Origin of the sequence: Enterobacter sp. A8 (genome assembly GCF_004296595.1) — a bacterium.
Taxonomy (GTDB): domain Bacteria; phylum Pseudomonadota; class Gammaproteobacteria; order Enterobacterales; family Enterobacteriaceae; genus Enterobacter; species Enterobacter cloacae.
In genome coordinates, this window is the sequence record NZ_SCMF01000003.1 from 378473 (window position 1) to 391477 (window position 13005).

General features: G+C 55.5%; 13 protein-coding genes and 1 pseudogene. 8 read left to right on the forward strand and 6 right to left on the reverse strand.

All coding sequences use genetic code 11. The features are described 5' to 3' along the window. Positions 1–5 precede the first annotated feature (5 nt). The 5 genes from rsmE to metK all read right to left on the reverse strand — a co-directional run bounded on the left by rsmE (position 6) and on the right by metK (position 5050). Entirely contained in the window at positions 6–737 is a 732-nt protein-coding gene (gene rsmE / locus EQV24_RS13775) for a 16S rRNA (uracil(1498)-N(3))-methyltransferase (RefSeq protein ID WP_013098662.1), read from the reverse strand. Between the two features lie 52 nt (positions 738–789). Next, entirely contained in the window at positions 790–1497 is a 708-nt protein-coding gene (gene endA, locus EQV24_RS13780) for a deoxyribonuclease I (protein WP_013098661.1), read from the reverse strand. Positions 1498–1591: 94 nt separating this feature from the next. Beyond that, positions 1592–2089 carry a SprT family zinc-dependent metalloprotease gene (locus tag EQV24_RS13785; RefSeq protein ID WP_028027997.1) on the reverse strand — a complete coding sequence of 166 codons (498 nt, stop codon included), beginning with the start codon at positions 2087–2089 and terminating at the stop codon, positions 1592–1594. A gap of 58 nt (positions 2090–2147) precedes the next feature. After that, the gene (gene galP, locus EQV24_RS13790) at positions 2148–3545 is read right to left on the reverse strand and encodes a galactose/proton symporter (RefSeq protein ID WP_013098659.1); all 1398 of its coding nucleotides are present in this window, start codon (positions 3543–3545) and stop codon (positions 2148–2150) included. Between the two features lie 350 nt (positions 3546–3895). After that, on the reverse strand, positions 3896–5050 hold the full coding sequence (gene metK / locus EQV24_RS13795; RefSeq protein WP_013098658.1) for a methionine adenosyltransferase: 1155 nt from the start codon (positions 5048–5050) through the stop codon (positions 3896–3898). Between the two features lie 479 nt (positions 5051–5529). On the opposite strand from metK, the pseudogene EQV24_RS23890 reads away from it, so the two are divergent. From EQV24_RS23890 to speB, 4 genes and pseudogenes are all read left to right on the forward strand, one after another. Then, positions 5530–5619, forward strand: a pseudogene (locus EQV24_RS23890) (hypothetical protein); the annotation flags it as partial. 94 nt (positions 5620–5713) lie between these two features. Next, a complete protein-coding gene (yqgB, locus tag EQV24_RS13805) occupies positions 5714–5845 on the forward strand; it encodes an acid stress response protein YqgB (RefSeq protein WP_127312443.1) in 132 nt (43 codons plus the stop codon). Between the two features lie 8 nt (positions 5846–5853). Beyond that, entirely contained in the window at positions 5854–7830 is a 1977-nt protein-coding gene (gene speA, locus EQV24_RS13810; RefSeq protein ID WP_014833212.1) for a biosynthetic arginine decarboxylase, read from the forward strand. Between the two features lie 211 nt (positions 7831–8041). After that, positions 8042–8962, forward strand: coding sequence for an agmatinase (speB, locus tag EQV24_RS13815; protein ID WP_002434404.1), 921 nt, complete (start codon positions 8042–8044; stop codon positions 8960–8962). 3 nt (positions 8963–8965) lie between these two features. Here speB and EQV24_RS13820 read toward each other — a convergent pair whose 3' ends face one another. After that, positions 8966–10177 (reverse strand): MFS transporter, encoded by a 1212-nt coding sequence (locus EQV24_RS13820; RefSeq protein WP_130626699.1) that lies wholly within the window; start codon positions 10175–10177, stop codon positions 8966–8968. Between the two features lie 414 nt (positions 10178–10591). Here EQV24_RS13820 and EQV24_RS13825 point away from each other — a divergent pair, with 414 nt between their 5' ends. Genes EQV24_RS13825 through EQV24_RS13840 form a run of 4 tightly spaced genes read left to right on the forward strand, consistent with a single transcriptional unit; the run spans position 10592 to position 13002 of the window. Beyond that, positions 10592–10915 carry a non-heme iron oxygenase ferredoxin subunit gene (locus EQV24_RS13825; RefSeq protein WP_013098654.1) on the forward strand — a complete coding sequence of 108 codons (324 nt, stop codon included), beginning with the start codon at positions 10592–10594 and terminating at the stop codon, positions 10913–10915. Then, positions 10912–11220, forward strand: coding sequence for a recombinase-like helix-turn-helix domain-containing protein (locus EQV24_RS13830; protein ID WP_020687064.1), 309 nt, complete (start codon positions 10912–10914; stop codon positions 11218–11220). Before EQV24_RS13825 ends, EQV24_RS13830 begins: the two co-directional genes overlap by 4 nt. Positions 11221–11230: 10 nt before the next feature. After that, positions 11231–12253: an aromatic ring-hydroxylating dioxygenase subunit alpha gene (locus EQV24_RS13835; RefSeq protein ID WP_013098652.1), complete on the forward strand. Its 1023-nt coding sequence runs from the start codon at positions 11231–11233 to the stop codon at positions 12251–12253. After that, positions 12253–13002, forward strand: coding sequence for an SDR family oxidoreductase (locus EQV24_RS13840; RefSeq protein WP_013098651.1), 750 nt, complete (start codon positions 12253–12255; stop codon positions 13000–13002). Before EQV24_RS13835 ends, EQV24_RS13840 begins: the two co-directional genes overlap by 1 nt. The last annotated feature ends 3 nt before the right edge of the window (positions 13003–13005 follow it).

A 13005-nucleotide genomic window follows, 5' to 3' on the forward strand; every position in this document is an offset into this window, starting at 1 on the left:
ATGGGTCAACCCAGATCGCCAAACCGCACCTGTAGCGCGGTGATGGCTGTGAGTGCCGTTGTCTCAGTGCGCAGAACGCGAGGTCCTAACAGAATATCAGTAAACTGGTAACGCGCCGTCATGGCAATTTCATCTGCCGACAGGCCGCCTTCCGGGCCAATCAGCAGGCGTACACGCTCAACGGGCAGCGGCAGCGTATTGATGCTGGCGCTGGCGCGCGGATGGAGATTGAGCTTGAGCCCGCTCTCCTCTTCTGCACACCAGTCTTCCAGGTCCATCGCCGGGCGGATCTCAGGAATACGGTTGCGGCCACTCTGTTCGCAGGCAGCAATGGCAATTTTCTGCCACTGCTGGATCTTCTTGTTCAGACGTTCCGCGTCCAGTTTAACGCCGCAGCGCTCAGAAAAAAGTGGCGTAATGAGGCTTACACCCAGTTCAATGGATTTCTGAATGGTGAACTCCATCTTTTCCCCGCGCGACATCACCTGGCCCAGATGAATGTGCAGCGGCGATTCACGGTCATCGATTTCGCCGCGCAGCACATTGACGTGCACGCTTTTTTTATCCGCTCGCGTAATTTCCGCGTCGAAAACCTGGTTGGAGCCGTCAAACAGCTGAATCGCCTGGCCTGCCCCCATGCGCAGCACGCGGCCAACGTGGTTGGCGGCATCGTCAGACAGGGCGATTTCGCGGCCAGCGGTAATCAGTTCAGGGTGATAGATGCGAGGAATACGCATAGTCAAAAATTCCATGTGTCATGCTGTGTAAGCGAATTGCCGCTAGTGTAGGTTAGCTCTTTTGCGCCTGGCAAGCCCGCTGGACGTAAGGGTTATGATTCCCCTGGACCCTGGCGATGCGTTCGTCGCGCTGACATTCCCACTCGGTGACCGGGTATTGTTTATTCCAGGCGTTAAACAGTTGGGTTTGCTGGCGGGAAAGGTTGAGGTTGTAACGATCGCGCATATAGAAGTACGTGCGGGCAATGCTGCCGCGTGCCCGGGCGGGTGGCTCAGCGACTTTCTCTTTAAAATCAACCTTCATACCGCACTGGCCATACTGACCTTCGCCACCGTTCCACTGGCTGTACATAAAGTTGCCGCGATCGCCATTGACTTCGCCAACCGCCGGCTGCAGGTTGTGCATATCGCTTTCCATCTGACGATAGACCGGATCTTTGGCGCAGTTTTTACGTCCGCCATCCTGCCAGCACTGGCGCTGATGGCCAAACTGCCATGCCGGAACCACATGCTCCCACTCGATGCGGCTGGCGCGGTTTTCGTTTTTACGCACCTTATAGCCGCAGGATTCAAGGTCAACGATCCCTTTTTTACCCTGCCAGTTAATTTTGCAGCCACAGTAGAAATCGCCCGGCACGTCGGCGTTGACCTTCACGCCTGCCGCTTTGGCCTGGGAAAAACTGTTGATACCGTCGGCCAGAGCCTGGCCGGAGAGGGCCGTTGTCAAAAAGGCAACCGCGAGAGAGAAATTACGGGACATCTTACACTCCGTGTCAAAACGAGCCCGCAACGTAGCGAAAGTTGTTCCGGTATGCAATCAGCCAGATCAGGAAAGTTCCTGAAAGTTCAGTTGGTTATTCTGCGACCAGTGGCTCGCCGCACTTCACGCAGCGGTAGGTTGCCTCGCCGCGTACCACACGATTATGGCGACGAACGGTGAGCTGATGCTGTTGGCACTGGCAGCGGTAGGGGAAGGTATTACGGCGTACCGATTCCAGTTCAAACTGATGAGTACGGCGTGCCGGAACGCCGAGTACCGCCTCCATCATCCATTTCCACTCTTTGCCGTGCGGAGCCACGCGGCCGAAGTGTTTCCATACCAGAAGGTGTGCCAGTTCGTGCGGTACCACCTCCTCGATAAACGCCTGCTGGTTTTCCATCATCAGAACCGGGTTCAGGCGGATCTCATAGGATTCCAGCCAGGCGGTACCCGCCGCGGTTCCTCGCTGGTGGTAGACGAGTTTCGGCTCCGGATAATTACGGCCGAGCTTCAGGTTGGCCTGGGCGAGTTTTTCCCGCAGGCTGCGCATAACGGCTTGCTGAATGGCGATGGGGAGACGGGGTGCTTTCATAGGGGCAGAGCATAAAGCGCGAAGCGGGGAGGCGCAAGAGGCGCCTCCCGCAAGAGGATTAGTCGTGTGCGCCGATTTCGCGCAGCGGACGACCTTTCATCAGGTTACGTTCAATGTGTTCCAGTGAAACGTGTTTGGTTTCAGGAACCAGCCAGACGGTGAGAATAATAAAGAACAGGTTCAGACCGGCGTAGACCCAGAAGGTGTTCGCATTACCCAGCGTGTTGAGCATGGTGAGGAACGTGGCACCGACGATCATATTGGCAATCCAGTTGGTCGCGGTAGAGCAGGTGATACCGAAATCACGCCCTTTCAGCGGCTGGATTTCAGAGCACAGCACCCAAATCAGCGGACCGGCACTCATTGCAAACCCGACGATAAACATCAGCAGCATACCTACCGCCAGGTACTGCGCGGTTGGAGAGTGAATGCCCATGTGCATCATGGTACCGAGAATCCCCATACCGGCGGCCATCACCAGGAAGCCCAGAGTCAGCGTTGGCTTACGTCCCCAGCGGTCGACCAGACCGATGGCGATGAAGGTCGCCAGCACGTTGGTCAGCCCCACGATCACGGTGCCCCACATCTGCTCGGTGGTATTGGTATAACCTGCCAGTTCAAAGATTTTTGGCGCGTAATACATGATGACGTTCATCCCGGTGAACTGCTGCATTACCTGTAACAGCACGCCAAGGAATACCGCGCGGCGGAAGTTGCTGTTCTCTTTGAACAGCGCCCAGCCAGACTGTTTCACCTTCAGGCTTTCGCGGATCTCTTCCAGCTCGTTCTTCGCCTCTGCGCTGGTATCTCGCAGGCGTAAGAGTACCCGTTCAGCATCGTGGAAGCGGCGTTTGGCGGCAAACCAGCGCGGGCTGTCCGGCAGGAAGAAGACGCCAATCAGCAGCAGAACGGCAGGAATGATGATCACGCCCAGCATCCAGCGCCATGCGCCGCTGTAGCTGAACGCGGTATCGGACAGGTAAGCGCCCAAAATACCAATGGTGATCATCAGCTGGTACATCGAAATCATACTGCCGCGGATTTTCTCCGGTGCGATTTCTGACAGGTAGAGCGGCGCGGTATAAGACGCGACGCCCACGGCCAGCCCCAACAGCACGCGGGAAAGAATAAGCACTTCAACGTTAGGGGCGGCGGCAGAGAAGAGGGAACCGGCAACGAAGAGGATCGCGCCAATCATCAGGCTCTTTTTACGTCCCAGCTTGAAAGAGAGCCAGCCGCTGCCGACGGCCCCGACGGCCGCGCCAAACATCATGGAGCTGACCACCCATTCCTGGGTGTGTGCGTTAATCTGGAATTCGTCTGCGATGAAGGGAAGAGCGCCGGCAATCACGCCGATATCCAGGCCAAAGAGTAATCCTGCCAGGGCGGCAAGGAAGCAGACGAAGAAAGTCATCGCCTTGTTGGACGTACGCCCCTGTTTATTATTGTCAGGCATTATGCCCTCCAGTTGGGTTATCAGTTTTATCGATGTTAAGGGTAGGTGAGCGACCCGTAAAAATATGTGAGACAAATCACAATGGTGTAATCGGTTACACTAAGCTGCAACCGTAAAAATAATTAAAGCTTTGAAAATATAGAGGTAAATTAATTGATGTGCATCGCGTTTGTTTGAATTTCAGACTTAACTGAAAGGAAATGTAACAGCAGAAGAAAGGCGATCATGCAAAGAGAATATTCTGAAAGCGGGGTATAGAAAGTGAGGTGTAAGCGGTTCCAAACATTGCCGCCACCCGACATAAAAAAGGCCAGCACAAAGGCTGGCCTGTTTAAGCAGCGGGTAGTCGATTACTTCAGACCGGCAGCTTCACGCAGCAGAGCGGCTTTGTCGGTTTTTTCCCATGGGAAATGTTCGCGACCAAAGTGACCGTATGCTGCGGTTTCTTTGTAGATTGGGTGCAGCAGATCCAGCATCTGAATCAGACCGTATGGACGCAGGTCGAAGAACTCGCGCACCAGCAGGGTCAGCTGTTCTGAAGGCACTTTTTCAGTACCGAAGGTTTCAACCATGATGGAGGTTGGCTCTGCCACGCCGATGGCGTAGGAAACCTGGATCTCACAGCGGTCAGCCAGGCCTGCAGCAACGATGTTTTTCGCCACATAGCGTGCAGCGTAAGCAGCAGAACGGTCCACTTTTGATGGATCTTTACCGGAGAATGCACCGCCACCGTGACGCGCCATGCCGCCGTAGGTATCAACGATGATTTTACGACCGGTCAGACCGCAGTCACCCATTGGGCCGCCAATCACAAAGCGTCCGGTTGGGTTGATGAAGTATTTGGTTGCGCTGCTCAGCCATTCGGTTGGCAGAACAGGCTTGATGATCTCTTCCATCACTGCTTCCTGCAGGGATTTCTGATCGATATCTTCGGCATGCTGGGTAGACAAAACTACCGCGTCAATGCCGACGATTTTGCCGTCGTCGTACTGGAAGGTCACCTGGCTTTTAGCATCCGGGCGCAGCCATGGCAGGGTGCCGTTTTTACGCACTTCAGCCTGGCGCTGCACCAGACGGTGCGCGTAGGTCACCGGTGCTGGCATCAGCACGTCGGTTTCGTTGGTTGCATAGCCGAACATCAGGCCCTGGTCACCCGCGCCCTGTTCCAGCGGATCGGCACGGTCAACGCCCTGGTTGATGTCTGGAGACTGTTTACCAATTGCGCTCAGAACCGCGCAGGAATTGGCATCAAAGCCCATATCAGAATGTACATAACCGATCTCACGTACCGTGTTACGGGTGATCTCTTCGATATCAACCCATGCGCTGGTGGTGATCTCACCGCCAACCAGAACCATGCCGGTTTTGACATAGGTTTCACACGCTACGCGCGCTTTCGGATCCTGAGTCAGGATCGCATCCAGCACCGCATCGGAGATTTGGTCAGCAATTTTATCAGGATGTCCTTCTGATACGGACTCGGACGTAAACAGGTGTTTTGCCATGTTTTATTTCACCTAAGAGGAATTTGGTTAGCTCAAGCTGCTGTGTGGAATAGCCAAAGGAGATAATTCTACCAAGGCCGCAGGTTTTTTGACACTGGCAGTATGAGTGTTAATCAGTATAGATGGATTAACATCTGGATGGCTATTTTAGGTCACTTCTTCGCCCGATTTCCAGTTTTTTTTGACAACGCTCTCACTGAGTTGAATTCATTACTGGAAATTTTTCCTGACGCTCCTGGCAACCCGCGTATTTATCTTTTGCTTTTTACCCCTGTTCTCGGTATAAAACGCGGCGCGCGGCTCATACCAAAAAAGCGCTCGATGAACTCATCGTGTCGCCACTTCCAGCCGGGTTAAGCAGTGAACTTTTAGCTTTGGCTTGTGGTCCGTTTCAGCAGAGGCGGCCGTGGAGGTGATACGAGATAATGAACCATCGTTTTCCGCTAATTCAGCGCAGCCGTTCTGGCGCGCATTTGATTCCCGCAACCCGCATTTCTAGTCTGCAAACCTGCCGATGTTATACCCATCTCGGCGCTTCTCAGGATTCCAGAGCCGGTCACGCTTTGTGAAAACTGAACAAGGGCGCTCTTGTTAATACAAGAGTTTTCTCGTGGTTTCGCCGAACCTTGTCATACAGAGTTCGGATACGTGTTTTACAATGATATGAATAAGAAACCGGTCGCACGGTCTGGATTTCAGCATACTCTGCTGGGAAACGGAGCCGTTTATGGGTTGTTATCGCCGTATAACGCTGCGATAGTAGTCAACTGTTTTACACTTAATACAAAGAGTTGAGGTTCGCTATGTCTGACGACATGTCTTCTTTTTCGCCTTCGTCAGCGGGCGAACAGGGTGTACTACGTTCCATGCAGGAGGTTGCGATGAGCTCCCAGGAAGCCAGCAAGATGCTGCGCACTTACAATATTGCCTGGTGGGGCAATAACTACTACGACGTTAACGAGCTGGGCCACATCAGCGTCTGCCCGGACCCGGACGTCCCTGAAGCGCGCGTGGATCTCGCCAAACTGGTGAAAGCACGTGAGGCGCAGGGCCAGCGTTTGCCTGCACTGTTCTGCTTCCCGCAGATCCTGCAACACCGTCTGCGTTCTATTAACGCCGCGTTCAAGCGTGCGCGTGAATCTTACGGTTACAAAGGCGACTACTTCCTGGTTTACCCCATCAAGGTGAACCAGCACCGCCGCGTCATTGAATCCCTGATCCACTCCGGCGAACCGCTGGGCCTGGAAGCGGGTTCAAAAGCAGAGCTGATGGCCGTACTGGCGCATGCGGGCATGACCCGTTCAGTGATCGTCTGTAACGGCTATAAAGACCGTGAATACATTCGTCTGGCGCTGATTGGCGAGAAGATGGGCCATAAGGTCTATCTGGTTATCGAGAAGATGACAGAAATCGCTATCGTGCTGGAAGAAGCCGAGCGCCTGAACGTGGTGCCACGTCTTGGCGTGCGTGCGCGTCTGGCCTCGCAGGGTTCCGGTAAATGGCAGTCCTCCGGCGGTGAAAAATCTAAATTCGGTCTGGCGGCAAACCAGGTACTGCAGCTGGTGGAAATTCTGCGCGAGCGCGGTCGTCTGGACAGCATTCAGCTGCTGCACTTCCACCTCGGTTCGCAGATGGCCAACATTCGTGATATCGCTACCGGCGTGCGTGAGTCAGCGCGTTTCTACGTTGAGCTGCACAAGCTCGGCGTCAATATTCAGTGCTTTGACGTGGGTGGCGGCCTGGGCGTGGACTATGAAGGTACCCGCTCGCAGTCCGACTGCTCCGTGAACTACGGCCTGAACGAATACGCGAACAACATTATCTGGGCGATTGGCGATGCCTGTGAAGAGCACGGCCTGCCGCACCCGACGGTGATCACCGAGTCTGGCCGCGCGGTGACCGCGCACCATACGGTGCTGGTCTCTAACATCATCGGCGTTGAGCGCAGCGAAATCACCGAAGCGACGCCTCCGCAAGACGATGCCCCGCGTTCGCTGCAAAGCATGTGGGAAACCTGGCAGGAGATGCACGAGCCGGGCACGCGCCGTTCACTGCGCGAATGGCTGCACGACAGCCAGATGGACCTGCATGATATTCATGTCGGCTACTCTTCAGGCACCTTTAGCCTGCAGGAGCGCGCGTGGGCCGAACAGCTTTATCTGAACATGTGCCATGAAGTGCAGAAACAGCTGGACCCGAGCAACCGTGCGCACCGTCCGATTATCGACGAATTGCAGGAACGTATGGCGGACAAGATTTACGTCAACTTCTCGCTGTTCCAGTCGATGCCGGATGCCTGGGGTATCGATCAGCTGTTCCCGGTTCTGCCGCTGGAAGGGCTGAATCACGCCCCGGAACGTCGTGCGGTGCTGCTGGACATCACCTGTGACTCCGACGGTGCCATCGACCACTATGTTGACGGCGACGGTATCGCAACGACCATGCCAATGCCGGAATACGACCCGGAGAACCCGCCAATGCTGGGCTTCTTTATGGTCGGCGCGTATCAGGAGATCCTTGGCAACATGCATAACCTGTTCGGTGATACCGAAGCGGTTGACGTGTTTGTCTTCCCTGACGGCAGCGTGGAAGTGGAGCTGTCTGACGAAGGTGACACCGTGGCGGACATGCTGGAATACGTGCAGCTGGATCCGAAAACCCTGCTGACGCAATTCCGCGATCAGGTGAAAAACACCGGTCTGGATGACGCGCTGCAGCAGCAGTTCCTGGAAGAGTTTGAAGCGGGTCTGTACGGGTACACCTACCTGGAAGACGAATAAGGCAAACCTCCCTCTCCCCGTGGGAGGGGGTTAGGGTGAGGGCCAAAGGCCGCACAATGCCCTATACTCACTTGAACCCGTATGAATTAACGGCGATAATTCGCCCCAATAAGCGATTTACGAATCAATCCCTTCCTCGTCGGGTTTAACGACGCGGAGGGGATTTTTTTTCATCTGTTTTTAACGCATCGACTTTAAAAGAGGTCAGGACATGAGCACTTTAGGTCATCAGTACGACAACTCTCTGGTATCTAACGCGTTTGGTTTTTTACGCCTTCCGATGAACTTCCAGCCGTACGACAGCGATGCTGACTGGGTGATCACCGGCGTGCCGTTTGATATGGCCACATCAGGCCGTGCGGGCGGTCGTCACGGCCCGGCGGCGATCCGTCAGGTTTCCACCAACCTGGCCTGGGAGCATAACCGCTTTCCGTGGAACTTCGACATGCGCGAACGCCTGAACGTGGTGGACTGCGGTGACCTGGTGTACGCCTTCGGTGATGCCCGTGAAATGAGCGAAAAGCTGCAGGCCCACGCCGAGAAACTGCTGGCTGCCGGTAAACGCATGCTCTCCTTCGGTGGCGACCACTTCGTGACCCTGCCGCTGCTGCGCGCCCACGCGAAACACTTCGGTAAAATGGCGCTGGTGCACTTCGATGCGCACACCGACACCTACGCGAACGGCTGCGAGTTCGACCACGGTACCATGTTCTACACCGCACCGAACGAAGGTCTGATCGATCCTAACCACTCCGTGCAGATCGGTATCCGTACCGAGTTTGACAAAGACAACGGCTTCACCGTACTGGACGCCTGTCAGGTGAACGATCGCGGCGTGGATGACATCATCGCGCAGGTTAAGCAGATCGTCGGTGATATGCCGGTGTACCTGACCTTCGACATCGACTGTCTGGATCCGGCGTTTGCGCCGGGCACCGGTACGCCGGTGATCGGCGGGCTGACCTCAGACCGCGCCATCAAACTGGTGCGCGGCCTGAAGGATCTGAACATTGTCGGGATGGACGTGGTGGAAGTGGCGCCTGCCTATGACCAGTCCGAGATCACCGCGCTGGCCGCGGCGACCCTGGCATTGGAAATGCTCTATATCCAGGCTGCGAAAAAAGGCGAATAAGCCTTACGCGCTGATTGCTGCTGTGCGACGCATGCGCAGCAGCAACATTCCCCCCGCCAGCAGAGTGATAATCTGCGACACCACCAGCACGGCAAAGCCAGAGCTGACCGACCCCACCGATCTCATCACCATCCCCATCAGCAGTGGAATAAAGGCGGCACAAATATTGCCGATCCCATTAATGATGCCGTACGCGCTTCCCACCGCCTCCCGCGGGGCGTGATGTTGGATCACCGCCGGAATGGCCGCGCCCTGAAGTCCCCAGAAGACGTTAGCCGACAGCATAAACAGCGCCAGCCAGGCAGGCTGATGGCTGAGCATCAGCGCGATCACGGACAACGCCGTCAGCGCCCCGCCCGCGACAAACAGCAGCGGTGCCTGTTCCGGCCGCATTTTATCGAGCAGTACTCCGCCAAGGAATTTTGAGCCCAGGCTCAACATAAAGGGAATGGCAGCGAGCATGCCCGTGGCGTGCAGCGATAAGTGATGTTCGTCGCGTAGCCACGCCGGGAGCCAGGCGCTGCTCCCCCAGAGATAACTCAGCGTGGCGATTTCAACCAGCAGGATCCAGCCCAACAGCGGGGTTTGCCACGCAAGCATCACTGTCTCTGCGAGCCCCCGTTTGTGTATTTTTACTGTACCGCGCGGTGCCGGCAGGAAACGCCAGATCAGGCCGCCACCGAGCACCAGGTTGATTGCCGCCAGCGCATAAAACGATCCGGCCCAGCCCAGATGGGCCATCAGCCAGGTCACCAGCGGAAAGCCCACGGCCAGACCGAGTGAGACGCCCAGTGCGGTCACGGCGTTGGGTTTGCCAACCTCTTCCGCACGAAAGTTATCGCTGATAAAGCGGGTTTTCAGTGAAAAGAGCGGTCCCTCAGCGATCCCCAGAATCACACGGGCGATGAGCATTCCCATTAGCGATCCGAGTAAGGGAGAAATGGCGCAGACCAGAGCCCAAATCGCAATGCTGCTTAATAATCCATGTCGATAATGCAGTTTGCTTTCGATAACCGGTGTTAATAATAAAGCCGATAATCCATAACCCAGAAGAAAGCAGGTCATTAACATTCCTTGTAACATTCTGTTTTCATTTAATTGGAAATGTTCGGCAAATTCCGGGTTTAAAATCATCACCGAGATATTTACCCGGTCAATGTAGGAAATAATAATGAGAAATAACAGTGCAATTGTGCCTTGCCATCTTGCCGTCATATTGCCCGCCTTATGCGTTCTCGCATTTATATTTTTATCAATGTGATTGTCACGGATGTAAAATGGTTCACCAGTGAAACTTTTTGTTTTTAAAGATGTATTTTTAAATGTGTTTCACAGGTGAAACACGGTGCTTTTTCAGTTCTTTATTTTTAAGGAAGAAAAAGAAAAGAAGTCAATATTTTTTATTTGCGCTTTGAGTTCATCACTAAAACGTATTCATTCACGCCTTAATAATGAAAATTTCATATCGCTGCATTTTTTCGTGATCCCTTGCACACTTAGCTTATTAATTGTCGGCTGATTAACAAATTCGTCACATTGACGCTTGACGAAACATTCATCGCTTTTATATTGACCGTATTAAATAAGAAACAGAGTTTCATATATGAAACAAAAGCCTGGAGGATCGTGATGAGCTGGATAGGCGTATGTGACGCAGAACAAGTACAGGAAGATTTCCCTTTTAGCGGCAACGTTGAAGGTAAAGAGATCGGCGTTTATTTAATCGACGGCGAATATTACGCGCTGGAAGACGTATGCCCGCACGCCTATGCGCTGCTGAGTCAGGGCTTTGTCGAGGACGGCAAAGTGGAATGCCCGCTGCACGAGGCGGTGTTCGACGTCAAAACCGGCCAGTGCCTGCACGGCCCCGGCGGCCGAAACCTCAACCGCTACCCGGTTCGGGTATTTGAAAACCAAATCCAGATTACTTTTGTCGAGGAGACCGTGGCATGAGCGACATCCTGAACTTCAACCCGGCGCTGCCCGAAAGCCGCCAGTTTACGCCCCCGGCAGAGGGCGGAAACGGCGCCATTCATAAACCGGGTGAGTATCAGAACCTGATCTGGCAGACCCGCAGCCGGGTGCCGGAAAACTGGGAAATGAGCCTTATCGCCACGCTGGAAGATCTCTTTGAGCAGGGCGTTGAAACCTTGCCGGAGCTGGTCAACGGGCTGAACGCGGTGCGCATGCATGACCAGCAGGGCGAGCCGTGGAGCGACGCCAGCTTCCAGGCATTCTTACAGGTTAACGGCTACTGAGGACGACGCGATGACAACTACCGTACAAAACTATCTCGATAAAGGTCTGCGTGGCCTCTGGTATCCGGTGCTGGCGAGCTGGGAAGTGCAGTCTGCGCCCGTGGGCATTACTCGTCTGGGCGAACAGATTGTGGTCTGGCGCAATAAAGATGGTCAGGTGCAGGCGCTGGAAGACCGCTGTCCGCACCGCGGCGCGCGTCTGTCGATGGGCTGGAACCTTGGCGACCGCATCGCCTGCTGGTATCACGGCGTGGAAGTGGCGGGAAACGGTGAAGTGAAAGACGTGCCCGCCGTGGACAAATGTCCGCTGGTCGGCCAGCAGTGCGTGCGCAGCTATCAGGTGCAGGAGGCGCACGGTGCCATCTTCCTGTGGTTTGGCGTCACCGCCGATCAGCAGCCGGACGAGCTGACCTTCCCGGATGAACTCGCCGACACGGAACATTTCAGCAACTTCCTCTGCACCGCAGCCTGGAAATGTAACTACCAGTACGCGCTGGAAAACGTGATGGATCCGATGCACGGTACGTATCTCCACTCCTCCTCGCACTCGATGGCGGAAGGGGATCGCAAGGCCGACATGGTCCTGCAGCCGACGAAGACCGGCTTTATCTTCGAGAAAAAAGGGCAGAGCGGCGTCAACTTCGACTGGGTGGAGCTGGGCAATAGCGGCACCTGCTGGATGAGACTCTCCATTCCCTATAAGAAGCGTTTCGGACCGGGTGGCCACTTCTTCATCGTTGGCATGGTGGTGCCGGAAGATAACGACAACTGCCGCGTCTTCTTCTGGCGTATCCGCCGCGTACAGGGCTGGCAGCGAGATATGTGGCGCTTCATGTACCGCAACCGTCTGGAAAAACTGCACTGGGAGGTGCTGGAGCAGGACCGCGTGGTGCTGGAAAGCCTGGCGCCAAACGCCCGCGACCACGAATACCTGTACCAGCACGATGTCGGCCTCTCGCGCCTGCGCCGCATGATGCAAAAGGCCGCTAAAGAGCAACTGGCGATGCGTGAAGCGCAGCAGGGAGCGGCCTGATGAATGCGCTGCTGAGCGGAAAACGCATTGTGGTGACCGGCGCCGCGCGCGGGCTGGGCTATCACTTCGCCAGCGCCTGCGCGGAGCAGGGTGCCGCGGTGGTGATGTGCGACATTCTTGAAGGCGAGCTGGCCGAAAGCGCACACGCTCTGCGGGCACAGGGTTTTACGATCGAATCGCACGTTATCGATCTCGCCGATCCGGCCTCCATTGAGCAGGTATTCAATGCGATTGGCGAGCAGGGGCAGATTGACGGGCTGGTAAATAACGCGGCGATGGCGACCGGCGTGGGCGGCAAAAACATGCTCGATTACGACCCGGATCTGTGGGACCGGGTAATGCGCGTCAACGTCAAAGGCACCTGGCTGGTGACGCGCGCCGCCGTGCCGCTGCTGCGCGATGGCGCAGGGATCGTGAACGTGGCGTCCGACACAGCACTTTGGGGTGCGCCGCGCCTGATGGCCTACGTGGCCAGCAAAGGGGCCGTGATTGCCATGACCCGCTCAATGGCGCGCGAGCTTGGTGAAAAGCGTATTCGAATCAACGCCATCGCGCCGGGGCTGACCCGCGTCGAGGCAACGGAATATGTTCCCGCCGAACGACACCAACTCTACGAAAACGGCCGGGCGTTAACAGGGGCACAGCAGCCGGAAGATGTCACCGGCAGCGTGGTCTGGCTGTTAAGCGATCTGTCGCGATTTATCACCGGGCAACTGATCCCGGTCAACGGCGGTTTTGTCTTTAACTAAGGT

What these genes read in the sequence shown, in the direction of transcription:
- rsmE (WP_013098662.1), bottom strand. Translation starts at nt 737, where the DNA reads ATGCGTATTCCTCGCATCTATCACCCTGAACTGATTACCGCTGGCCGC.
- endA (WP_013098661.1), bottom strand. Translation starts at nt 1,497, where the DNA reads ATGTCCCGTAATTTCTCTCTCGCGGTTGCCTTTTTGACAACGGCCCTC.
- EQV24_RS13785 (WP_028027997.1), bottom strand. Translation starts at nt 2,089, where the DNA reads ATGAAAGCACCCCGTCTCCCCATCGCCATTCAGCAAGCCGTTATGCGC.
- galP (WP_013098659.1), bottom strand. Translation starts at nt 3,545, where the DNA reads ATGCCTGACAATAATAAACAGGGGCGTACGTCCAACAAGGCGATGACT.
- metK (WP_013098658.1), bottom strand. Translation starts at nt 5,050, where the DNA reads ATGGCAAAACACCTGTTTACGTCCGAGTCCGTATCAGAAGGACATCCT.
- yqgB (WP_127312443.1), top strand. Translation starts at nt 5,714, where the DNA reads ATGAATAAGAAACCGGTCGCACGGTCTGGATTTCAGCATACTCTGCTG.
- speA (WP_014833212.1), top strand. Translation starts at nt 5,854, where the DNA reads ATGTCTGACGACATGTCTTCTTTTTCGCCTTCGTCAGCGGGCGAACAG.
- speB (WP_002434404.1), top strand. Translation starts at nt 8,042, where the DNA reads ATGAGCACTTTAGGTCATCAGTACGACAACTCTCTGGTATCTAACGCG.
- EQV24_RS13820 (WP_130626699.1), bottom strand. Translation starts at nt 10,177, where the DNA reads ATGACGGCAAGATGGCAAGGCACAATTGCACTGTTATTTCTCATTATT.
- EQV24_RS13825 (WP_013098654.1), top strand. Translation starts at nt 10,592, where the DNA reads ATGAGCTGGATAGGCGTATGTGACGCAGAACAAGTACAGGAAGATTTC.
- EQV24_RS13830 (WP_020687064.1), top strand. Translation starts at nt 10,912, where the DNA reads ATGAGCGACATCCTGAACTTCAACCCGGCGCTGCCCGAAAGCCGCCAG.
- EQV24_RS13835 (WP_013098652.1), top strand. Translation starts at nt 11,231, where the DNA reads ATGACAACTACCGTACAAAACTATCTCGATAAAGGTCTGCGTGGCCTC.
- EQV24_RS13840 (WP_013098651.1), top strand. Translation starts at nt 12,253, where the DNA reads ATGAATGCGCTGCTGAGCGGAAAACGCATTGTGGTGACCGGCGCCGCG.